Annotated in this window: 21 protein-coding genes; 9 read left to right on the forward strand and 12 right to left on the reverse strand. The window is 39.0% G+C overall.

Annotation, left to right across the window (positions count from 1 at the left end):
• Window position 1: 1 nt before the first annotated feature.
• From pheT to rpsT, 4 genes are all read right to left on the reverse strand, one after another.
• Window positions 2-2,413, reverse strand: coding sequence for a phenylalanine--tRNA ligase subunit beta (pheT, locus tag KZP23_RS00115; protein WP_226334164.1), 2,412 nt, complete (start codon window positions 2,411-2,413; stop codon window positions 2-4).
• A 63-nt stretch (window positions 2,414-2,476) separates the two neighbouring features.
• Window positions 2,477-3,094: a DUF1684 domain-containing protein gene (locus KZP23_RS00120; protein WP_226334165.1), complete on the reverse strand. Its 618-nt coding sequence runs from the start codon at window positions 3,092-3,094 to the stop codon at window positions 2,477-2,479.
• A 7-nt stretch (window positions 3,095-3,101) separates the two neighbouring features.
• Window positions 3,102-3,797, reverse strand: a complete 696-nt coding sequence (gene radC / locus KZP23_RS00125; protein ID WP_226334166.1) for a RadC family protein — start codon at window positions 3,795-3,797, stop codon at window positions 3,102-3,104.
• Between the two features lie 126 nt (window positions 3,798-3,923).
• Window positions 3,924-4,178 carry a 30S ribosomal protein S20 gene (rpsT, locus tag KZP23_RS00130; RefSeq protein ID WP_215226047.1) on the reverse strand — a complete coding sequence of 85 codons (255 nt, stop codon included), beginning with the start codon at window positions 4,176-4,178 and terminating at the stop codon, window positions 3,924-3,926.
• Between the two features lie 215 nt (window positions 4,179-4,393).
• Between rpsT and KZP23_RS00135 the strand changes: the two genes are divergently transcribed.
• Complete coding sequence (locus tag KZP23_RS00135) at window positions 4,394-5,341, forward strand: zinc dependent phospholipase C family protein (RefSeq protein ID WP_226334167.1); 948 nt, start codon at window positions 4,394-4,396, stop codon at window positions 5,339-5,341.
• A 62-nt stretch (window positions 5,342-5,403) separates the two neighbouring features.
• Here the strand turns inward: KZP23_RS00135 and KZP23_RS00140 are convergent, their stop codons facing one another.
• Both KZP23_RS00140 and ettA read right to left on the reverse strand, forming a co-directional pair.
• Window positions 5,404-6,711 (reverse strand): pyridoxal phosphate-dependent aminotransferase, encoded by a 1,308-nt coding sequence (locus tag KZP23_RS00140; protein ID WP_226336574.1) that lies wholly within the window; start codon window positions 6,709-6,711, stop codon window positions 5,404-5,406.
• 127 nt (window positions 6,712-6,838) lie between these two features.
• A complete protein-coding gene (gene ettA / locus KZP23_RS00145; RefSeq protein ID WP_226334168.1) occupies window positions 6,839-8,518 on the reverse strand; it encodes an energy-dependent translational throttle protein EttA in 1,680 nt (559 codons plus the stop codon).
• A gap of 144 nt (window positions 8,519-8,662) precedes the next feature.
• Here ettA and KZP23_RS00150 point away from each other — a divergent pair, with 144 nt between their 5' ends.
• Together KZP23_RS00150 and KZP23_RS00155 are read left to right on the forward strand one after the other, a co-directional pair.
• The gene (locus KZP23_RS00150; protein ID WP_226334169.1) at window positions 8,663-9,919 is read left to right on the forward strand and encodes a DUF349 domain-containing protein; all 1,257 of its coding nucleotides are present in this window, start codon (window positions 8,663-8,665) and stop codon (window positions 9,917-9,919) included.
• 76 nt (window positions 9,920-9,995) lie between these two features.
• Window positions 9,996-10,217 carry a DUF2795 domain-containing protein gene (locus tag KZP23_RS00155; protein ID WP_008625540.1) on the forward strand — a complete coding sequence of 74 codons (222 nt, stop codon included), beginning with the start codon at window positions 9,996-9,998 and terminating at the stop codon, window positions 10,215-10,217.
• 55 nt (window positions 10,218-10,272) lie between these two features.
• Here the strand turns inward: KZP23_RS00155 and KZP23_RS00160 are convergent, their stop codons facing one another.
• The 5 genes from KZP23_RS00160 to queA all read right to left on the reverse strand — a co-directional run bounded on the left by KZP23_RS00160 (window position 10,273) and on the right by queA (window position 14,893).
• A complete protein-coding gene (locus KZP23_RS00160) occupies window positions 10,273-11,001 on the reverse strand; it encodes a LytR/AlgR family response regulator transcription factor (protein WP_226334170.1) in 729 nt (242 codons plus the stop codon).
• Window positions 10,998-12,026: a sensor histidine kinase gene (locus tag KZP23_RS00165; RefSeq protein WP_226334171.1), complete on the reverse strand. Its 1,029-nt coding sequence runs from the start codon at window positions 12,024-12,026 to the stop codon at window positions 10,998-11,000. Before KZP23_RS00165 ends, KZP23_RS00160 begins: the two co-directional genes overlap by 4 nt.
• Window positions 12,027-12,107: 81 nt before the next feature.
• Window positions 12,108-12,914 carry a LiaF transmembrane domain-containing protein gene (locus tag KZP23_RS00170; protein ID WP_226334172.1) on the reverse strand — a complete coding sequence of 269 codons (807 nt, stop codon included), beginning with the start codon at window positions 12,912-12,914 and terminating at the stop codon, window positions 12,108-12,110.
• 128 nt (window positions 12,915-13,042) lie between these two features.
• Window positions 13,043-13,723, reverse strand: coding sequence for a 2-C-methyl-D-erythritol 4-phosphate cytidylyltransferase (locus KZP23_RS00175; RefSeq protein ID WP_226334173.1), 681 nt, complete (start codon window positions 13,721-13,723; stop codon window positions 13,043-13,045).
• Window positions 13,724-13,843: 120 nt separating this feature from the next.
• Window positions 13,844-14,893: a tRNA preQ1(34) S-adenosylmethionine ribosyltransferase-isomerase QueA gene (queA, locus tag KZP23_RS00180; protein ID WP_226334174.1), complete on the reverse strand. Its 1,050-nt coding sequence runs from the start codon at window positions 14,891-14,893 to the stop codon at window positions 13,844-13,846.
• Between the two features lie 126 nt (window positions 14,894-15,019).
• On the opposite strand from queA, the gene KZP23_RS00185 reads away from it, so the two are divergent.
• A complete protein-coding gene (locus KZP23_RS00185; protein ID WP_226334175.1) occupies window positions 15,020-16,267 on the forward strand; it encodes an ABC transporter permease in 1,248 nt (415 codons plus the stop codon).
• 51 nt (window positions 16,268-16,318) lie between these two features.
• Here KZP23_RS00185 and recA read toward each other — a convergent pair whose 3' ends face one another.
• The gene (gene recA, locus KZP23_RS00190) at window positions 16,319-17,347 is read right to left on the reverse strand and encodes a recombinase RecA (RefSeq protein ID WP_226334176.1); all 1,029 of its coding nucleotides are present in this window, start codon (window positions 17,345-17,347) and stop codon (window positions 16,319-16,321) included.
• Between the two features lie 230 nt (window positions 17,348-17,577).
• On the opposite strand from recA, the gene KZP23_RS00195 reads away from it, so the two are divergent.
• The 5 genes from KZP23_RS00195 to rplM all read left to right on the forward strand — a co-directional run bounded on the left by KZP23_RS00195 (window position 17,578) and on the right by rplM (window position 21,692).
• Window positions 17,578-18,333 (forward strand): DUF3108 domain-containing protein, encoded by a 756-nt coding sequence (locus KZP23_RS00195; protein ID WP_226334177.1) that lies wholly within the window; start codon window positions 17,578-17,580, stop codon window positions 18,331-18,333.
• Between the two features lie 149 nt (window positions 18,334-18,482).
• Complete coding sequence (locus KZP23_RS00200) at window positions 18,483-19,172, forward strand: response regulator transcription factor (RefSeq protein ID WP_226334178.1); 690 nt, start codon at window positions 18,483-18,485, stop codon at window positions 19,170-19,172.
• A gap of 3 nt (window positions 19,173-19,175) precedes the next feature.
• A complete protein-coding gene (locus KZP23_RS00205) occupies window positions 19,176-20,231 on the forward strand; it encodes a sensor histidine kinase (RefSeq protein ID WP_226334179.1) in 1,056 nt (351 codons plus the stop codon).
• A 102-nt stretch (window positions 20,232-20,333) separates the two neighbouring features.
• Entirely contained in the window at window positions 20,334-21,044 is a 711-nt protein-coding gene (locus KZP23_RS00210) for an RluA family pseudouridine synthase (protein WP_226334180.1), read from the forward strand.
• Between the two features lie 204 nt (window positions 21,045-21,248).
• A complete protein-coding gene (gene rplM / locus KZP23_RS00215; RefSeq protein ID WP_186758461.1) occupies window positions 21,249-21,692 on the forward strand; it encodes a 50S ribosomal protein L13 in 444 nt (147 codons plus the stop codon).
• The last annotated feature ends 7 nt before the right edge of the window (window positions 21,693-21,699 follow it).

Here is a 21,699-nt window from a genome sequence, read left to right on the forward strand (position 1 = left end):
ATCATTTTCTAATCAATGCTCCAATCTCTTTTTCAAAAGACTTCATCAGCCTGTTCATAGACTGTTCAATGATTTTATCCGTCAATGTTTTGGCATTGTCCTGAAGATAAAAGCTTAAAGCATAAGCTTTCTTTCCTGACTCAATTTTATCCCCTTGGTACACATCAAATACTCCAATATGCTTTAGCAATTTACCACCTGACTTTTCTGCGATCTTTCTTACTGAATCAAAAGAAATCTCCTTATCAATCACCAAAGAAAGATCTCTTCTTACCTCTGGGAATTTGGATATCTCATTGTATTTTTTCAATCCAGCAGCTTTCTTTACCAAAATATCCCATCTCAATTCAGCATATAACACTTCTTGCTTTACATCAGACAATTTGGTGATTTTTGATGATAGAAGTCCCACTTTTCCAATTTCTTTTTTGCCTAAGCTTAACTTAAGAGCATAATCAAACGGAGCTTCATGGATAATTTCGACTTCCGGCATTTTCACATTCAGCTTATCCAACAATCTCTCCACCACAGTGTAGAGATCAGGAAAACGTACAGGCTTAGCGGGTTCCAGCCAGCTCTCCGCAGACTTATCTCCAGTCAAGAACATGGCAAGATGTTTCTCTTCTCTGTACCCATCATCTTCTTTGAAATAGGCCGCACCAAACTCAAAGAATTTAAGGTCCTTTTGTCTCCTGTTGATATTATGCGCTAATACTTCCAAACCAGTAAACAACAAACTCTGTCTCATGACACCCAGGTCTTCACTGAGTTTATTATAGATTTCTACGTTTTCCTCATTTTTAAGGAAACCTGATTTTTCCGCATATATGGGCTTGGTCAGGGAATTGGTCATGATCTCATGAAACCCCATTCCCGAAAGCAACTCAGAGGTTCTGTACTGCAATTTATTGGAATCCTTGGCCGGATGTTCAGCCAAAAACCCGGCCTGATAGGTATCGGAAAGAAGAACATTCTCAAAACCATATATCCTAAGAACTTCTTCTATGATATCTGCTTCCCTAGTTACATCCACCCTGTAGGGCTTCACAATGGCCATGAAGCCTTCTTCTGTTTTTTCCGTCACCTTGATTTCAAGGCTCTCCAAAATTTCGTCTACCAATTCCTGAGGAATATGTTTCCCGATCAGACGATCAATATGAGCATATTTAACGTTGATCTTAAAATCTTCGATCGGTTGCGGGTACAAATCCACAATATCTGAACTCACTTCTCCACCAGCGATTTTCTTGATCAATATAGCCGCTCTTTTCAAAGCAAATACAGGCATGTTGGGATCAGTTCCTCTTTCAAAACGGAAAGAAGCATCGGTTTTCAAACCATGTATTTGGCTTCCCTTTCTTATCACATCAGGAGAGAAGTAAGCACTTTCTAGAAAAATAGAAGTAGTTCTATCTGTCACCCCAGAATCTTTGCCTCCAAAAATACCTGCCATACAAAGCCCATGATTTTCATCACAGATCATCAATTCCTCTCCCCTCAGCTTTCTTTCTTTTTCATCCAAAGTAATAAAAGCCGTATCCTTGGGAAGTTTTTTGACGAGAATCTTGTCATTGGCCACCTGATCCAAATCAAAGGCATGTAAAGGTTGCCCCAAATCATGCAAAATAAAATTGGTGATATCCACTACATTATTGATGGGTTCCAATCCCAATGCTTTGAGATAATTTTGAAGCCATTCAGGAGAAGGCCCCACCTTAATATTAGAAATGGTCAAGCCGGCATAGCGAGGACAATCCTTGGCATCTTCCACTTCCACTGAAACAGGACGGGAGGTATTATCCACCTTAAAATCCTCTACAGAAGGAAGGGTCAAATCCCTTTTCAATAAAGCTTTTAGATCCCGGGCTACACCAATATGGGAAGCTGCATCAGCCCTATTTGGAGTCAAACCAATTTCCAGCACATCGGTAGCCTCAAGTTCAAAATACTCACTTGCAGGAGTCCCGTTTGGAAGATCTGTATCCAATACCATAATGCCATCATGACTTTTACCAAGCCCCAATTCATCTTCAGCACAAATCATCCCTTGAGATACTTCCCCTCTTATTTTTGCTTTTTTGATCGTGAAGGCCTCGCCACCTTTCGGACTAAGTTCTGCTCCCACAGTGGCCACCACTACCTTCTGGCCTTTATCCACATTGGGTGCGCCACAAACTATTGGAACCACCTCTGTCCCTATATCCACGGTCGTGACTTTTAGTCTGTCGGCATTGGCATGTGGTTCACAAGTCATGACCTCTCCGATGACTACTCCCCGCAAGCCTCCAGGTATGGACTCAAAAGTATCTACCCCCTCCACTTCCAAGCCGGATTGTGTCAATAATTCCGAAATTTTACTGGTGGGTTCATCAAAGGGTATAAAATCTTTTAATCTATTTATAGCAACTTTCATGTATTCAATCTGATTTTCTCGAATTAAGCAGCAAATTTAAGATAATTGCCAATGGCAAAAAGCTTATTCTTTGTAATTTTTCTCCCCTGCTTTAATCGGTATCTTTAAAATATTTTCTTTTGGAGGGATAGGACAGGCAAAATCGGGGTTATAAGCACAATAAGGATTATATGCCAAGTTAAAATCAATAGTTATGGAATTCATTCCATCCTGCCTTAAATTCAAATACCTCCCTCCTCCATAAGTAGATTCACCGCTGGTTGCATCCGCAAAGGTCAGAAAAAAGTTCTTCCCATCTACTTCATCTTTGGATTGCAACAGCAGAAGGCGGTGGGTACTCCCTTCCAATTCAAATTCAGCAATGGAATGTTTCGTATATAACTCTTGAGAGCCATCAGACATCGCTATTTCTAGAGTCTGTTTATTTTGCAAGGGAATCAACCTTGCCCGCACCTTAAATTTTTCATCAATTGGAAAGCAATTCAAAGAATCCAACTTCGCTTTCTGCTCGGTACTGAGCGGTGATTCTTCGTTGAACTTCAAAAACTTAAATTGCCTTTCTCGTTCTTGACTGATTTTATCATGATAGATCTCTTCTCTATCTCCACCCGCAAACATGTAAACCACTGTAATCAAAGCCACTAAGCCTACAAGCGCCAGGAACAACTGCTTTTGTTTCATTGTTATATTAGATCATTGCTTCATCTGCAAAGCTAAAATAGCCAACATCTGTGAAAATCACATGATCTATTACTGGTAACTCTAAATTCCTACCCAAATTCACCAATTTTTTAGTCAATTGTTCATCTGCTCTTGAGGGCTTGCTATTGCCGGACGGATGGTTGTGCACCAAAATAATAGCTGCAGCTTTATTCTCCAGGGCATATTTAAAAATAAGTTTTGGATCTGCCACCGTTCCACTTGTCCCTCCCTGACTGATCATTTGTTTTTTGATCACATAATTGGCCCTATTTAGCAGAATAACATAAAAATGTTCGACAGACTCATCCATAAGTTCTGGCCTCAACAATTCATACACATCATTGGATGCAGTTATCCTCTCCCTTTTCGGAGGATCTGACATCTTCCTCCTCCGCCCAAGCTCCAAGGCACTTACTATGGTAATAGCTTTGGCCACCCCTATCCCCTTGAATTTTTGAAGATCCTCCACACTCAATCTCGCCAAATCTGCCAAATTAAAATTTGTACTGGACAAAATATGTTTAGAAAGATCTACTGCACTTAGGGACTTTGTCCCAGAACCAATAAGAATAGCAATCAACTCCGCATCCGACAAAGCAGACTTTCCTTTTAACAACAATTTTTCCCTTGGCCTGTCCTCTTCCGCTAAAGAGGATATCTTAATGGATTGGTATCTTTCCATAGAAAAATATTAGAGAGTAAAAAAATCACAAACAATTGACTGCCAATCAAATTATTAAAAATTAAGCAATAAAAAAAGCTTCACCGAAAAAGGATGAAGCTTTTAAAAATCTTTATGCAACTTTGCTTAAGCAATAGCGTTAACAAATTTGGTCAAGCTAGATTTCTTGTTGGCAGCGTTGTTTTTATGAATGATATTTTTCTTAGCAAGCTTATCAATCATAGAAGAAACTTTCTTTAATAGCTCTTGCGCCTCAGCTTTATCAGTAGTATGTTTCAACTTCTTGATAAATGTCCTGGTCGTTTTAGCCTGATATCTGTTTCTCAAACGCTTGGCTTCGTTTGCACGAATTCTTTTTAGAGCTGATTTGTGATTTGCCATATCTTATTTTTACTTAAATTTCTTTTTTTCTACTCTTCCCTTAAATAGGAGTGCAAAGTTAACTTATTTATTTATAATCCCAAAAGGAATAAGAAACTATACATCAGAAAGTTTGATAAATAACCTTATTGATCTATTTTGGTACACTTCCAATCAATTACAAAGGTAAGTAATTTCATCTTCGAATATTTTATTTTTTTTGACTAAATTTCAATATGAAGCGTATATTATTTTTTCTTATCATCTTTTTGATTGATTTTCAAAGCTTTGGATACTGGGGATTTTATGCCCACAAAAAAATCAATCAACTCGCTGTCTTCTCCTTACCCTATGAAATGCTGGGATTTTACAAAGAGAACATTCTCTATATCACAGAAAATGCAGTCAACCCAGACAAAAGAAGATATGCCATAAAAGGAGAAGCTGAAAAACATTATATCGATGCGGATATTTATGGCGACAGTGCAATCCATAAGCTACCAAGGTATTGGAAACAAGCCGTAGAGCTAATTGGAGAGGATAGTCTCAGGAAATACGGAATCGCCCCTTGGAATGTAGATCAGGTGAAACAAAGCCTTACAGAGGCTTTCAAGGACAAAAATGCTGAAGCCATCCTTAGACTTTCTGCAGATTTGGGACATTATATTGGAGACATTAATGTACCGCTGCATACCACAGAAAACTATAATGGGCAACTGACCGACCAATATGGTATTCACGGATTCTGGGAAAGCAGAATCCCGGAGCTTCTTGCGGAAGACTTTGAGCTATTTGTAGGCAAGGCCTATTATATCGAAAACACGCAACTGGCGGCTTGGCAAGCTGTAATCTATGCCCACGCTGCACTGGACAGTGTGCTGACCTTTGAAAAAACACTTAGCCAAAAGTTCAACAGTGATAAAAAATATAGTTTTGAGGAACGTGGTTCCATCAACACCAGGGTTTATTCCAAAGAATTCACCATGGCCTATAACGACTTACTGGCTGGCCAAGTTGAACGCCAAATGAAAAGGTCAATAATCATGGTGGCCAGCTTCTGGTTTACAGCATGGGTGGATGCCGGCCAACCTAATTTATCATCTCTATCACATCAAAAGATCCCTTTTGAGCAATTACCCCCCACTTCCCCAAACATCAAGCAAAACAGAACACATGAGCATTAAAAAAAGCTGCCCCATTAAACTTGGAAGCAGCTTTCTTATATTCTTTAAACTCTTTTTTTACCTCAAGCTGATTTTAGATAAAAGCGAATACTATTGGCAATTCTTGTAAAGGTATCCCTGAATTTATCTTCATTCTCCTCCAAAAGGGTCACTCTAAAGCCCCTGAGATTAGAGCAAAAAGAACTTACTGGAACTACACAGATACCTTCGGAAGCCAATAAGTTATAAACAAATCGTTTATCATTTGGCATATCATCCTCTTTTAGCCACTGGTCTAGATAACCTTTCACCCTCTCATCTTCTACAGGCAGATACTGTTTTTCATTGAGCATCTCCTCGTCAAAAACAATGGTATTATAGAAGGCTCCTTTAGTCTTATTAAACTTAATTCCGGGAACGCCTGACAATACCTCTTCCATTATCCTACTTCGCTTACCAATCCTTTCATTGGCTTCTTTGCGGTAAGAGGCATATTCAGGATGGCTCATCACTCTTGGTATGGCCAATTGAGGAAGCATGGTCGAACACACCTCGATCATTTTGGCATTTTCCAAAGTATTGCACAGTTTATTAAATTCCACCGAAGCATCTTTATTATAGAACTCCATCCAGCCGCATCTTGATCCTGGCCACGGAAATTCCTTACTGATCCCTTTTAGGGAAATCCCTGGTAGGTCTCCGATCACCTCTGACAATGAAATGGCTTCATAACCATTATAGGTAATATTCTGATAAATTTCATCAGCTATCAAAAGCAGGTTAAATTCCCTGGCAATTTCCACAAATTTCTCCAACACCTCACGAGGATACACCATGCCAGTAGGATTATCAGGATTGATAATCAGCAAACCTACTATATTCGGATTATACTTGACCTTATTATATAGATCATCCATATCCGGATACCAATTATTATCCGGATCCAATTTATAGGTAATCGGAAGAGTATTGGCATGAGCTGCCTCAGCAGAACTATGGGTGGAATAGGCCGGAGAAGGACCAATTATCCTTGCAGTAGGAATCAAAAACTGATAGAGTTTTGCTATCGCATCTCCCAGCCCATTGAAAAAAAGAATATCCTCAGCAGAAATCTTCACGCCATCACGCTGGTTATTAAGGCCGGCCAAAAACTCACGCGTCTTCAACATCCCCTTGGAATCAGCATAGCCGTAAGTCTTGTCATCACTGACCAATTCCTGTACGATTTCCTTCATCCAAGCAGGAATAGTGTTGCTTTTCTGAATAGGATCACCAATATTTTCCCAAGTAATTTCATGCCCTAGGCTTTCAATCACCTTTGCCTTCTTAACTATACCCCTGATCTCATAATTTAACTCATCAGCACCCGGAGCAAGCAGTATTTGTCTGATCATAGCAATACCAATAATGCATTTTCAAATTTCCGCCAAAGGTAGGGAAAATTAACTCCCTAACCTTAAATCACCACTAATATAATTTGGCGATTATAACTTAGCACAAACTATGTAAACACCTGGCTTATTTTATTTTCCTGTACTTAATCCTTTTAGGTGTCACATCACCTAATCTCTTTTTCTTATTCTCCTCATAATCGCTGAAATTGCCTTCAAACCAATACACTTGGGAATCTCCTTCAAAAGCCAAAATATGTGTGCAAATTCTGTCCAAGAACCATCTGTCGTGAGATATTACCACTGCACATCCTCCAAAATTCTCCAAGGCCTCCTCTAAAGATCTCAAGGTATTTACATCCAAATCATTGGTAGGCTCATCAAGCAATAATAGGTTACCATTTTCCTTTAAGGTAAGGGCCAAATGCACCCTGTTTCTTTCTCCCCCAGACAACACTCCTACTTTTTTCTCTTGATCAGAACCAGAAAAATTAAACTTACTCACATAAGCCCTGGCATTCATTTCCCTATTACCCAGTTTAATGTTTTCATTACCTTCAGAGATGGTCTGATAAACTGTTTTTTCAGGGTTTAAATTATCATGTTCCTGATCCACATAGGAAAGCTGAACAGTTTCACCCACTTCAAAGCTTCCGCTGTCAGGCTTTTCATTGCCTGTAATTAGTTTAAACAAAGTCGATTTACCAGCTCCATTTGGACCAATCACACCAACAATTCCACCTTGTGGCAATGCAAATTCCAAATCTTCAAAAAGCAGTTTATCACCAAATGATTTAGAAACACCGTTCACCTCTATCACCTTGGACCCCAACCTTGGCCCTGGAGGAATATACAATTCTAGCTTAGCCTCCCTCTCCTTGGCTTCTTCTCCAACGAGCTTCTCATAAGCATTCAAACGGGCCTTGCCCTTAGCCTGCTTTGCCTTAGGGGTCATTCTGATCCAATCAAGCTCTCTCTCTAGGGTCTTTTGACGTTTGGACTCTGTCTTCTCTTCTTGCTGTAACCTTTTCTGCTTTTGATCTAGCCAGCTGCTATAATTACCTTTCCAAGGAATACCTTCACCACGGTCCAACTCCAAAATCCATCCGGCCACATTATCCAAAAAGTACCTGTCGTGGGTTACCGCTATTACTGTCCCTTTATATTGCTTAAGATGCTGCTCTAGCCAAAGCACAGACTCAGCATCTAAGTGGTTGGTAGGTTCATCCAACAATAACACATCTGGCTCTTGCAGCAACAAACGACAAAGCGCCACCCTTCTTTTTTCACCTCCGGATAAATTCTTGACAATCGCATCACTTGGAGGAAGCCTCAAAGCATCAATTGCTTTGTCCAACATCACATCCAACTCCCAAGCATTGGCAGCATCAAGCTTTTCCTGCACTTCCCCCTGGCGCTCTATTAATTTATTCATAGCATCCGGATCCTCCATCAAGGCGGGGTCCATGAATTTTTCATTGATTTCCTCAAACTCCTTCAGCAAACCAACGGTTTCGGCTACAGCTTCCTCTACAACTTCTTTAACCGTTTTATCGGGATCCAACTGCGGTTCCTGCTCCAGCATACCCACCGAATAACCAGGAGACCATACCACTTCCCCTAAAAACTCCTTATCCACCCCTGCGATGATCTTCAACAAGGAACTCTTCCCAGAGCCGTTAAGACCAAGTACCCCGATCTTGGCTCCGTAAAAAAACGATAGATAAATATCTTTCAACACTTTCTTCTGAGGAGGGTAAATTTTTGACACCCCCGCCATTGAAAATATAATTTTCTCGTCACTCATATTTTTTTTGAATTACCTTATGGTTTATATTTATGGAACAACAAATATGGCAAATAATCGCCTTTCTTAGGATAAATGCATCTTAATTAATTAATTTGCAGAAAACAAGAATTAGCCTACTTACCACCAACCTATTGAATCGAGATGGAGCATCCATACGGATACATTAAAGACAGCAAAGTTTATCTAAAGGGTTTTTTGAATCAGGAAGACAGAGTGATCGGTGAAGTCAAAGAAAGTGAAGCTTCCACCATCAAATATTTTGAAGACCGCTTTGTCCTTGCTGAAAAGAAGGTCGCTGATCTCAAAAAGGATATAGAAGAAAACCAAAACAAGGGTTCTTTTCTTATGAAACTCATCCACTTGAGAGAAGCCCTGATGAATTATGATGCCCTTGGAAATTTTGTCCCGCTAATTGAAGAATTAGATCAATTAGAAGAATACCTCAATGAAATCATCCATGCCAACAGAGACAGAAATCTAGAGATCAAGAAAGAACTCATCAAAGAAGCTGAAGGGATAAAAGACAGTACTGACTGGAAGGAGACCTCAGAAAAATTCAAGGACTTAAAAATGCGGTGGATAAAAACCGGACCTGTAGCCCCTGAATTAAAAGAAGAAATTGAAAATGCCTTCCAAAGCTGTGCTGATGAATTTTTCGATAATAGGAAAAACTATTTTGAAGGATTGGCCTTGCAAGCAGATGAAAACATCAAGGTTTACGAAGCATTGGTAGTACAAGCAAGGGAAGCCTTTGCCATGCATGATGCCAAACAAGCTTTTGAAATCAGCAAAAAAATCCAAAAACAATGGAAAGAATCTGGCAAAGTCCCCGCCGAGAGAAGACAGCCCCTATGGGATGAATTTTCAAAATTGAACAACAGGATCTTTAGTCGTTTTAAAAGAACCATGCAAAACGACAGGGCGCCGAGACTGAGACCATTTGAAGTGGTCAAGAAAATCGAAAAGCTCGCTGAAGAAATGAGCTATCTTGCTCAGGGGGATTCTACTCCGGAAAAAATATCCAAAGCAAAAAGATTACAGGCGGAATGGAAAGCACTACCTCCTAAAAAACCAAGGGAGGCACAACAATATTCACGTTTATTCGTCTTCTTTACTGATGTGGTCTTTGAAAAATCTTTCCTAAACAAATTAGCCAGATCTAAGTATGATAACTTCCACGATCTAAGCGACAGGGAAAAGAATCAAATCAAATCAAATATCATCAAAGACTTGATTGGACGTGATGAAAAGGAATTAAGTACTGTAAAAGAAAATGCTGAGAAATTCCACTCTCACGAAAGTGACTTTGAGACAATGCTGTACAGAAAACTCGGCGCATACAAAAGGAAACTAGATGTTAAAAACCATATCTTAAAAGAACTTTCAAACAAAAATTAAGTTAGGGTTTTAAAACTTAAAAGATTTTATATTTTTGCACCCCGCACTGGGCGGAAAAACTAAAAATGTTGACACTATGTATTGGACTTTAGAACTTGCGTCTTACTTGGAAGATGCTCCGTGGCCAGCAACAAAAGATGAATTAATCGATTACGCTATTCGTTCTGGAGCTCCCCTTGAAGTAGTCGAGAACCTTCAAGAGCTTGAAGATGATGGCGAGCCGTATGAAAACATTGAAGAGATATGGCCTGATTATCCTACAAAGGATGACTTCTTCTTCAATGAAGATGAATATTAAATAAAAAGAGTCCTTTTCAAGGGCTCTTTTTATTCTTTTTGATTGCCCCAAGGCATCATATCCCCAGAACTTTCTTTAATTTCACCATCCCGTTTTTGCTAACTGGAATGGAATCGTCGTCTCTCAACCTTAATACTTGCCCGTCTTTTTCATAAGTTTCTATTTTAGCAATTTCTGCTACCCTTACAATATAAGAGCGATGCACCCGGACAAACACCTTTGGATCTAACGCTTCTTCGAAATATTTCAAGGGCTTATTCTTCATGTATCTTTTTCCATCAAAAAAAATATTGACATAATCATCATTCGCTTCTAGGTAAGCCACTTTATCTACTGGAATAATCCGTATCTCCCCCCTTTCCTTAACCACAATTCTATGGGCATACCCTTGCCATATATCATTAGCATTCCAATTACCAGAATACCTTTGTTTCCCCATTACAAGAAACTTATTGACAGCTTGAGCAAACCGCTCCTTTGAAAAGGGCTTTAAAAGATAATCAAGCGCCTGAGCATCAAAGGCCCTCATAGCAAATTCATCATAGGCCGTAGTAAAAATCACAGCAGGTGCATGATCTAATAGTTCCAACATTTCAAAACCATTGATCCTTGGCATTTGAACATCCAAGAATACTATATCAGGTTCATGAGCCTGTATAGCTTTAATTCCCCGAAAACCATCAGAACATACTTCCACTACTTGAAAATCAGTAAAATCTTCCAAATATTCTTCTAATAGCTGAGCAGCCAAAGGTTCATCGTCTATGATTATAGTCTTAATCATGATAATAGGGGAATTCTTAATTTTACATGAAATATATTATTGGATCTGACAAAAGTCAAAAGATCATTCCTTCCAAAAAACAAATAAAGCCTACGCTTTACAGACTCCAATCCAAAACCAGTACCTTTCTCACTGATCGATTCCGGATCAAATGGATTTAAAATTTCCACCTCCAAATAGTTGCCTACTTTCCGCATACTTAACTTAACCACCACTTTCTCTATCAACCCATACAATCCATGCTTAACCGCATTCTCCAATAAAGGCTGCAAAAGCAAAGGCGGCAATTTATAACTTAAACAGTTTTCCTCCACCTCAAAATCTACTTCCAACCTATGCCCGAACCTAACTCTTTCTATAGCCAGAAAAAGCTGCAAAGAAGCCGCTTCATCAGCAACACTCACCCATTCGTTTTCATTTTCCCTAATTGTTCCCCTCAAAAACGTAGAAAGCTGCAGAATCATTTCCCTCGCCTTTTCAGGCTGTCTTTTCACTAAGGCACTAATGGAATTTAGGCTATTGAAAAGAAAATGAGGCTGTAACTGCTGTCTAAGATGAAAAAGTTCCGCTTCCTTAGCCATCTTGCCGATCAGCTCCTCTCGATTTCTAATCTCTAACTGATCCTCCAATTTACCATTAACAATTAAGACCAAAACATAGCCCATAAAAATCAATAAGATCAAAGCCCCCCGAATCATCATAGACGCTTTAATAAATAACGTATCATCCATCAAAAAAGGCAACAAAAACCGCCCTGTCACAACCACTAAAGAAGCTATCATCAAAGGAAGCAACAATGCCAACCATAGATTCTCTTGCTGAGGTTTATAATATTTAAAAACATTCTCTAGAAGTAAAAAACCAACAAATAATAAAACAGTGAATAATCCGCTGTCCATCAAAGCCAAAGAAATTCCTTCCCCATAATAATGGAGCAAAAAAGCTCCTCCCCCCAAAAAAAACAAGAACAAGGGCAGGAGCTTTAGCCATCCATACTGCGAGGAAGTTAAAATCTTACCGATCATTTATTTTTAAGTTTAGAAATGCTCCATACTTACCTTGTAATAAATGGTAAAGCGGAATTATTCACTGTATAGCACTTTAGTTTAGAATGATTTGATCTCTAGCCCTCCAAAAACTACCGTTCCAGTAATGGTCAGCACCTTACCTGTATCCTCTGTTCCTTTAGGATACATTCGCTTATCCTCCACGCCAGCAAAAACATTGGTCACCCCCATTCTCAGCTCCCAATGAGGAGGCACCAATAATTTCACCCCACCAAAAGCCACCTCTACATTTAACACCGCATTTTCAGCCAAATCTGCTTGGGTAAGATCAATCTCTGTCCCTCCAAAAATAGCAGAAATCTTACCTCCCTTAAAGTTTTTGGATTGTACTCGCTTCTGTATACCGCAAAATAAAGCTTGAGAATTCAACATATCCAAATCATCAGAATATGAGCTTTTTGAGCCAGTTCTGAAGTCATAACTCGAATCCGACATAAAGGTCTCTCCTACTCCTTTCCCCTTTCCTTTTATGTCCTCTTGATTGGCAGATCCAAACCCAGAAAAACCATTAAACTTTGGCTGCTTCCTGGTCATCATTAAAAAAAGACCAAGCAAAATCAGGATAATAGGAACGACAAAAGCACCTAAGCCTACCGGAAAAAAATGTAACTCATCCTTAAGCAGGAAAAAACCTCCAAACAGCAACATAAAAGCACCAAATCCACTTCTAAAATTATGCTTGGCCATAACTACCAAACCAATAGCCACAAAGATCATTGGCCAAGAAAAAATCCAATCAGGAATTTCAATCCCTAATTTTCGAATCAATAATATTAAACCAACAGAAACCACAATCAAACCAGTAGTAAACCTACCACCATCTGCATTACTCATTCTTCCTGACATATCTCTATGTTATATTGTTCAACTTTTATTTATGAACTAAAACTACAACTGTCAATAAAGAAATAGAAGTCAAAATAGGTCATTACCTCAAAATTCTCGGTAAAGCAGTCTGTTTTCTCGGTAAATGATCAATCCTTATGTTTCTCGATCAAATAATTGGCATAATCCATATCCTCTGGGGTAGTAATCTTAATGTTTTCTAGATTTCCAGCAACCAAACTCACCTGCCATCCCTGATGCTCATACACCGTTGCATCATCTGTAAAATGTCTTAACTCCGTAACATCAAAAGCCTGCTTAATTTTGGCCAAATCAAAGGTCTGAGGAGTTTGAACCAATCTAAAATACTCTCTTTCCTGAAAAAAAGATTCATTACTGTCTGTCAATTTCCTGATAGAGTCTTTCAATGGAACCACTGCAATCCCACTACCATTTTTAGCTGCTTCTTGAAATGAATTCCTGATCACCTCTTCCTTTACAAAAGGCCTCACCCCATCATGAATAGCCACCAAACCTTCGCCCCAGCCTATACTTCCTAATCCATTTTTCACAGATTGGAACCTCGACTTTCCTCCAGGAACCAAATCATGGGGTACCTTAAAATCAAACTTTTCACACAGGGCTTTCCAAAACTCAAAATCCGTCTCAGGAATTACCAAAACCAACTTCATTTCGGGATCAAAATCAAAAAACACCTTCAATGTATGCATGAGGACCGGCAGACCTCCAATTTCCAAATACTGCTTTGGAATAGACGCCCCCATTCTGGCTCCTTTTCCTCCTGCTACTATAATGGCTGCTTTTTTCATATATCAATTAATAAATTCCCACAAAAATAGGGAAATTGAAACGCTTCTGATCTAACAATAAATTACCTTTGTTTTAACTAAACGGCAATAAAAAAGGCTCCAATTGGAGCCTTTTTTATTTTAGATGATCAACATGGCATCCCCATAGGAGAAGAACCTGTATTTCTCTTTAACTGCTTCCTGGTAGGCCTTCATTATCAAATCATATCCTCCAAATGCAGCCGTTGTCATTAAAAGGGTTGACTCAGGCATATGGAAGTTGGTGATCAATGCATTGGCAATTTTAAACTCATATGGTGGAATGATAAACTTATCTGTCCACCCGCTAGATGCCTTCAATCTGTTATTGGCAGTAACCGAAGATTCAATAGTCTTCAGGGAAGTCGTCCCAACAGCTACCACTCTTTTCTTAGCATCCAACGCTTCGTTTACTAAACCAACAGTTTTTTCAGGAATATCATAATTCTCAGAATCCATTTTGTGTTTGGTAAGGTCTTCCACATCTACCTGACGGAAGGTTCCTAAGCCGATATGTAAAGTAATCGGACTTACTTCCACTCCTTTGATTTCCAAACGCTTTAACAAATGCGGAGTAAAATGCAGCCCTGCAGTTGGTGCAGCCACTGCTCCCACATGTTCTGCATAGATGGTCTGATATCTTTCTCTATCTTCCTCTTCTACCTTTCTTTCTATAAAATCTTTGAGAATTGGTGTTTCTCCAAGTGCATCGATGGTCTTATAAAATTCTTCATCAGTTCCATCAAATAAAAACCTGATAGTTCGTCCTCTGGAGGTAGTGTTATCAATAACCTCAGCGACCAAATCACTATCCCCAAAGTATAATTTATTGCCTACACGAATTTTACGGGCCGGATCCACCAACACATCCCAAAGCCTCAGCTCTTGGTTTAATTCTCTAAGCAAGAATACCTCAATTTTGGCTCCGGTTTTCTCCTTATTACCGTAAAGACGTGCTGGAAACACCTTGGTGTTATTGGTAACAAAGACATCGCCTTCGTCAAAATATTCAATGATGTCCTTGAAAATCCTGTGCTCAATTTCGCCGGTATCCTTATGGACTACCATTAAACGGGATTCATCCCTGTTTTCTGTCGGATATAAAGAAATAAGCTTTTTAGGAACTTCGAATTTGAAATCTGATAATTTCATATATAATTTTAAGAAATACGATGAATATTTTGATTTTACGATACAGTCGTAAAAACCGCAAAGTTATAAAGAATTATAGCTAAATCTACTTATATTGACAAATAGTTTTTAAACAAAATTAATCCGGTGATAGTTTTTCGACTTATTTGGGAGAGTTTCAGGTTTGCTATCCAAGCCTTAAAATCGAATTTAACCCGCACTGTACTGTCCCTTTTAGGGGTTACAATAGGCATTTTCGCCATTATTGCAGTTTTCACCTTAGTGGACTCCCTTGAAAAAAACATCAAATCAAGTTTTTCATTTTTAGGAACAAATGTCTTAAGGGTAGACCGGTTTCCATTTGCCGCTGGGGGTGGAGAATACCCCTGGTGGAAATATTTCAGGAGACCGCCAGGCAACTATTCTGAATTTGTATTTCTGAAAGAAAGACTTATGAATGCAGAAGCAATTACCATTTCAGCTTCTTCCAGCACCACCATCAAAAGAAAAAGCAGTTCCTTTCAGGGAGCAAACCTCCAAGGTGTAGTTTACGACCATCAAAACGTATATGATATTCCTGTCGTAGAAGGCCGGTATTTTACAGAAATGGAGATCACTGCTGCAAGAAACGTAACAGTCATCGGAGCCAAAATAGTCGACGCACTCTTTCAGGGGCAGAACATCATTGGGCAAGAAATAAAAATCAAGGGGGAAAAATTTACCGTAATCGGGATTCTGGAAGAAGAAGGTGAAGGGTTATTTGACCTCCCTTCAAAAGACGATGCCTGTCTTGTTCCCTATGGGGCTTTTGGAAAAATGTTCTACCTAGGCCGCTGGGGCGTAGAACCAACCATCGCAGCTAAAGGATTTGACAGCGACGGGGACCTGGTTTCATTGGAAAATGAAATGACAGGCTTATTAAGAGCTAAGAGAGGCCTGAAACCCGTAGAAGAAAACGATTTTGCTTTAAACAAATCAGAATTTATTCAAAATGCTATTGGGGCCATATTTGACGTGATCAGCATCGCTGGCGCGGTAATAGGAGGATTCTCCATTTTGGTCGGAGGATTTGGAATAGCCAATATCATGTTTGTATCTGTCAGAGAACGGACCAATATCATAGGAATCCAAAAATCATTGGGAGCAAAAAATTACTTCATCCTTTTACAGTTTTTATTCGAAGCCACTTTTTTGAGCTTGTTTGGAGGTTTGGCAGGATTAATCTTGGTATTTGGCATCACCTTCGTTCCCTTGGGATCACTGGAAGTATTCCTATCAGCCAAAAACATCATTTTAGGCCTTGGACTTTCTTCAACCATAGGCATGCTTTCCGGATCAATCCCAGCAGCAATGGCCGCCAGAATGGACCCTGTAGAAGCTATCCGCACAAATTAGGCAAAAAAAAAGGAAGCCCTTGCTTCCTTTTTTTTACAATCTTAGAGTCTATTAATTTTCTTCAAGCTCTTCTTCAACAGCTCCGTTTAAGCCAGCTTTACTTTTAATTTTCAGTTCAAGCTCTTCCATCAATTCTGGATTATCCAAGATCAATTTCTTCACCGCATCCCTTCCTTGCCCAAGTTTATTCCCTTCATAAGAGAACCAAGAACCTGCTTTTTTGATAATATCAAACTCGACACCCAAGTCAATAATTTCTCCAACTTTAGAAATCCCTTGACCATACATAATGTCAAATTCAACCACTTTAAACGGAGGAGCCACTTTGTTTTTCACTACCTTAACTTTGGTCCTGTTACCAAGTATATTATCAGCACTCTCTTTAATCTGACCAATTCTTCTGATATCCAATCTTACGGAAGCGTAAAATTTAAGCGCATTACCACCCGTGGTAGTTTCCGGACTTCCAAACATCACCCCTATTTTATCCCTCAACTGGTTAATGAATATACAAGCACAACCCGTTTTGTTGATAGCTCCAGTCAGCTTCCTCAAAGCCTGTGACATCAATCTAGCTTGAAGTCCCATTTTGCTATCCCCCATTTCACCTTCAAGCTCACCCTTTGGCACCAAAGCGGCAACGGAGTCTATCACGATAATATCAATGGCTCCAGAACGGATCAAGTGCTCAGCAATCTCAAGTGCCTGCTCTCCATTATCTGGCTGGGAAATCAATAAGTTTTCTGTATCAATACCGAGCTTCTCTGCATAGATTTTATCAAAGGCATGCTCCGCATCAATAAATGCCGCCAAACCTCCTTGCTTTTGTGCCTCAGCAATACAATGCATGGTCAACGTCGTCTTACCAGAGGATTCAGGACCATACACTTCTATAATCCTGCCTTTCGGCACCCCTCCTATACCCAAGGCCATATCCAAGCCTAGCGAACCTGTAGAAATCGCAGGAATATCAACGACCGTATTATCACTCAGCTTCATGACAGTACCTTTACCGTAGGTTTTTTCTAATTTGTCAATCGTAAGCTGAAGTGCTTTTAGTTTTTCAGTATTTTCACTCATATATCAAAAGGTAGAAACTTGGTGTATAATTTAATACGTGAAAGTAATCATTCGCAACTTTAATATCAACTTTCCCTACAACCATTGTTTTATAATGACGTTTTTATAAATTAGAAATTCGTAAATTTAGCCCTTGTAAAACTGGTATAACTTTTGAACTTCACCGTATGCACAAGTAATTAGCACGGAATATGCCCATAAATCCCAAATTATTTTTCATTTTATTCTATATGAGTATTGCCTTGTCTACCCCTGCAATAGGCCAAAATGGCACTACTGAACCTTATAAAGCAGGAGAAGAACTGACCTTCAAGGTTAAATACCTGTTTTTCAATGCTGCTGAGGCAAAAATGATTATTGATAAAGACATTCATCAAATCAATGATCGCCCCAGTTATAAAATCGACGTTTATGGAAAAACACTCAGTATATTCAGCATCTTCAAGGTCAAGGACAATTGGGGAACATACATGGATACTACCAAGAACATCCCCTACAGATCATACAGACATATAGAAGAAGGGGGATACCGAAAACATGAAGTGGTGGATATCGACCATAAAAACAAAAAAGCCACCACAAAATTATATGATAGGGAAAACCGAAAAATAGTAGAAACACTGGAGCATGATATTGCCCCGGGGATTCAAGACATCGTCAGTGGGTTCTACTATATGCGACATTTGGAATTTAGTAATTTTAAAGAAGGCGATACCATTAGTATTAAAGGCTTCTTCGACGAAAAAACTTATAACCTAAAATTAACATATAAAGGTAAAGATAGAATTTCAACCAAAATAGGAGACTTCAACACCTTCGTCATTTCCCCAATTATGCCGAGCAATAAACTTTTCAGTGGCAAAAACCCTATAAAAATTTGGATTACGAATGACAAAAACAGAATACCGGTAAAAATAGAAGCAGATCTGGTAGTTGGAGCACTTAACATGGAGATAACATCTATAAAAGGATTGCGTAACAAATAAATCACTATTACATAACATTACCTTAACACAAGGCCAATGTCGCGAAATATTATATTGATTAAAGTCGCAATTTTACCGCTATATGTTATTTCTTTTCATAGTTTTCCTAAATTAGCATTGTTTTTAGCAATTTTAACTGGCAAAGTCAAATGAGTGACAAACCAAAAATCAAGGTTCTGGTAGTAGATGATGAACCAGATATTATTGAAATCTTAACCTATAACTTAGAAAAAGAAGGTTATGACGTCAAATCTGCCAACGACGGCATCAAAGCAGTTGAAACAGCCTCTAAGTTCAAACCTGATGTGATCCTATTGGACATCATGATGCCCAATCAAGACGGAGTGGAAACCTGTAGACAGATCAGGGACATGGAAGAACTGAAAAACACCTTCATCATCTTCCTAACAGCCCGCTCTGAAGAATACTCCGAAGTTGCGGCATTTGATGTCGGGGCAGACGATTATATCACCAAACCAATTAAACCTAGGGCTTTGGTCAGCAGGATTTCTGCACTCTTCAGAAGAGAATCAAAGAAGGAACAAGATGTATCACAGATCCGCATCAAAGACTTGATCATTGACAGAAGCAGCTTTACCATTGATCAGTCTGGCAAAACTATCACCCTTCCAAAAAAGGAATTCGAACTATTGCATTTCTTAGCTAAAAACCCTAACATGGTGTTTAGCAGGGATGAATTATTACAAAACATCTGGGGATCCGATGTTTTCGTACTGGCCAGAACAGTAGATGTTCACATTAGAAAAGTTCGTGAAAAAATAGGAGACAACTATATCACCACCGTCAAGGGCGTTGGATATAAGTTCGACAATAATTAAAATATGCTTACCACTTCCAGAGGGATTGCCCTCTTACTGGCATTTGCTATTTCAGTCTTTACAGTCGCATTCTTATCCTTATTGGATGATGCGACTTTATTGTTATTGACCGTTACTTGGGCACTAACCATGTCCATCTCTTACCTATTGATGAATGTCACTTTGGAATTTTTGATTTTCAAGGAAATCAGTAATATCTATGCTGCCCTCGAAAAAATCCAGAAAAAAGACCTTTCAGGAATCGCTCAAAAACCCAAGAAAAGCTCTATCTCACCCCTGAGAAAAATAAATAACACCATCAATTCATATGCAATAGCCAAAAACAAAGAAATTGAGACCTTGCAACGTAATGAGGCATTCAGAAGAGAATTTATCGCTGACATATCCCATGAATTAAAGACACCTATATTTGCGGCTCAAGGTTATGTACATACTTTAATGGATGGTGCGGTAGAAGACGTTAAGGTAAGGGATAAATTTCTAAAGAGAGCAGCAAAAAGCCTTAATGCGCTGGACAACCTTGTACAGGACTTACTTACGCTTAGCCATATGGAAAGCGGTGTAGTAAAATTCAATTTTGAAGAATTTGATATGGTAAGCCTCATTCACGAAGTAATAGAAGAGCTAGAGCATAAAGCTGAAAAAAGACATGTCAATCTCAGGTTCCTCTACAACCAAAACAAGTCTTATACCATCAAAGCTGACCAAGATAAAATCTACCGTGTCTGTCAAAACCTGCTTTCCAATGCCATCAAATATAACAGGGAAGGCGGTGAAGCAATTATATCCCTAAAAACCTCCAAAAACAATCTCACTGTTGATATTCAGGACAATGGACTAGGCATCCCCCCTGAGGATATCAAAAGGATATTTGAGAGATTCTACCGGGTGGACAAAAGCCGTTCAAGAGAAATGGGAGGCACCGGGCTTGGCCTGGCCATTGTTAAACATATCCTAGAAGGGCATAAAAGTAAAATATCTGTTTCATCTACAGTTGGAAAAGGTTCTAACTTCAGCTTTTCGCTCCCCCTAGAGAAGAAGAAAAAAGAAGATAAATAATAAAGCGCAAATTTAGCCACATAATATTTGGCTCATCATTTTTTACCTATCCATTTTTTACCTAATTTTGCACATTGATTTGGAAGGTGTAAGCCAGGCTGTATGAAAAAAGTAGATTTTAATGATCTTATTCTGTTTCAAAACGAAGACTATATAGTCATCAATAAGCCTCCATACTTATCGACCTTAGACGATAGGCATGAAAGACAAAACATTCTCCATTTGGCCAAGAGTCACACTCCAGATGCCCAGGTGTGTCACAGATTGGACAAGGAAACTTCAGGATGTTTGGTAATTGCAAAAAACCCGGATGCGTACAGAAATATCGCGATCCAGTTTGAAAACAGAAAAGTAGAAAAAGTCTACCATGCAGTAGTGGATGGAATCCATGAGTACAAAGATGAACTTGTGGAAAGAAACCTGATCGCAACCAATAAGGGGATAGCCAAGATCAGCATTAAGGGAAAACCAGCCACCACTTACTTCAATACATTAAAGACCTATTATGCGCACTCATTGATAGAATGCAAACCCATAACAGGCCGTCTTCATCAAATCAGGATTCATTTATCCTATTTGAATTCACCGATATGTGGAGATGCAATGTATGGAGGAAAGCCTTTATACCTGTCAGATCTTAAAAGAAGATTTAACCTTAAGAAAGGCACTGAAGAGCTTCCAATTATGCAGCGGGTTTCACTGCATGCCTACTCCATAGCCTTTACGGGATTGGACGGAGAAACGATCAATATCACCGCCCCCTACCCTAAAGACTATTCGGTATTAATGAAACAATTGGAAAAAACCAGCTAGATTCAAAAAGATCAAAACTGGATTTTTTCTTCCATTGATTACCATGGGCACTTCCAGGGATTTAGACTAGATAATTAGCTATCCTTGTGAAAATTAGGCAGTAAACCTTTATATATTTTGCATATGTATGGAAATCCTTCTATCTTTGTGTCCCTTTTTGAGGGTGAAATGTATTTAACAAGCTAATAATTAAACGTTTACACAGTGGATACTTTAAGCTATAAGACCGTATCAGCAAACAGTGCTACAGTACAAAAGAACTGGGTAATAGTGGATGCCCAATCTATGGTACTAGGTAGATTTGCAAGTGAGGTAGCGAAAATTCTAAGAGGAAAAAACAAGCCAAGCTATACTCCTCATGCAGACTGCGGAGACAATGTAATTGTCATCAATGCAGACAAAATCAGGTTAACCGGTAAAAAGTGGGATGAAAAAGTTTATGTTCGTCACACAGGTTTTCCAGGTGGTCAAAGAATCTCTACTCCTAAGTTATTGAAGGAGAAATCTTCTGCTATTCTAATCGAAAAAGCGGTAAAAGGTATGTTGCCTAAAAATAGACTAGGTAACAAGTTGTATACCAATCTTTATGTATATGAAGGTGCTGAGCATCCTCATGAAGCACAACAACCAAAAGAAATTAAATTATAATTTGATC

Origin of the sequence: Echinicola marina, from assembly GCF_020463795.1 — a bacterium.
Lineage (GTDB): Bacteria > Bacteroidota > Bacteroidia > Cytophagales > Cyclobacteriaceae > Echinicola > Echinicola marina.

Coding starts and splice junctions, on each gene's coding strand:
- KZP23_RS00135 (WP_226334167.1), top strand. CDS start 4,394: ATGAAGCGTATATTATTTTTTCTTATCATCTTTTTGATTGATTTTCAA.
- KZP23_RS00150 (WP_226334169.1), top strand. CDS start 8,663: ATGGAGCATCCATACGGATACATTAAAGACAGCAAAGTTTATCTAAAG.
- radC (WP_226334166.1), bottom strand. CDS start 3,797: ATGGAAAGATACCAATCCATTAAGATATCCTCTTTAGCGGAAGAGGAC.
- pheT (WP_226334164.1), bottom strand. CDS start 2,413: ATGAAAGTTGCTATAAATAGATTAAAAGATTTTATACCCTTTGATGAA.
- ettA (WP_226334168.1), bottom strand. CDS start 8,518: ATGAGTGACGAGAAAATTATATTTTCAATGGCGGGGGTGTCAAAAATT.
- KZP23_RS00155 (WP_008625540.1), top strand. CDS start 9,996: ATGTATTGGACTTTAGAACTTGCGTCTTACTTGGAAGATGCTCCGTGG.
- rpsT (WP_215226047.1), bottom strand. CDS start 4,178: ATGGCAAATCACAAATCAGCTCTAAAAAGAATTCGTGCAAACGAAGCC.
- KZP23_RS00170 (WP_226334172.1), bottom strand. CDS start 12,914: ATGTCAGGAAGAATGAGTAATGCAGATGGTGGTAGGTTTACTACTGGT.
- KZP23_RS00160 (WP_226334170.1), bottom strand. CDS start 11,001: ATGATTAAGACTATAATCATAGACGATGAACCTTTGGCTGCTCAGCTA.
- KZP23_RS00195 (WP_226334177.1), top strand. CDS start 17,578: ATGAGTATTGCCTTGTCTACCCCTGCAATAGGCCAAAATGGCACTACT.
- KZP23_RS00210 (WP_226334180.1), top strand. CDS start 20,334: ATGAAAAAAGTAGATTTTAATGATCTTATTCTGTTTCAAAACGAAGAC.
- KZP23_RS00165 (WP_226334171.1), bottom strand. CDS start 12,026: ATGATCGGTAAGATTTTAACTTCCTCGCAGTATGGATGGCTAAAGCTC.
- queA (WP_226334174.1), bottom strand. CDS start 14,893: ATGAAATTATCAGATTTCAAATTCGAAGTTCCTAAAAAGCTTATTTCT.
- KZP23_RS00120 (WP_226334165.1), bottom strand. CDS start 3,094: ATGAAACAAAAGCAGTTGTTCCTGGCGCTTGTAGGCTTAGTGGCTTTG.
- KZP23_RS00175 (WP_226334173.1), bottom strand. CDS start 13,723: ATGAAAAAAGCAGCCATTATAGTAGCAGGAGGAAAAGGAGCCAGAATG.
- KZP23_RS00200 (WP_226334178.1), top strand. CDS start 18,483: ATGAGTGACAAACCAAAAATCAAGGTTCTGGTAGTAGATGATGAACCA.
- KZP23_RS00205 (WP_226334179.1), top strand. CDS start 19,176: ATGCTTACCACTTCCAGAGGGATTGCCCTCTTACTGGCATTTGCTATT.
- recA (WP_226334176.1), bottom strand. CDS start 17,347: ATGAGTGAAAATACTGAAAAACTAAAAGCACTTCAGCTTACGATTGAC.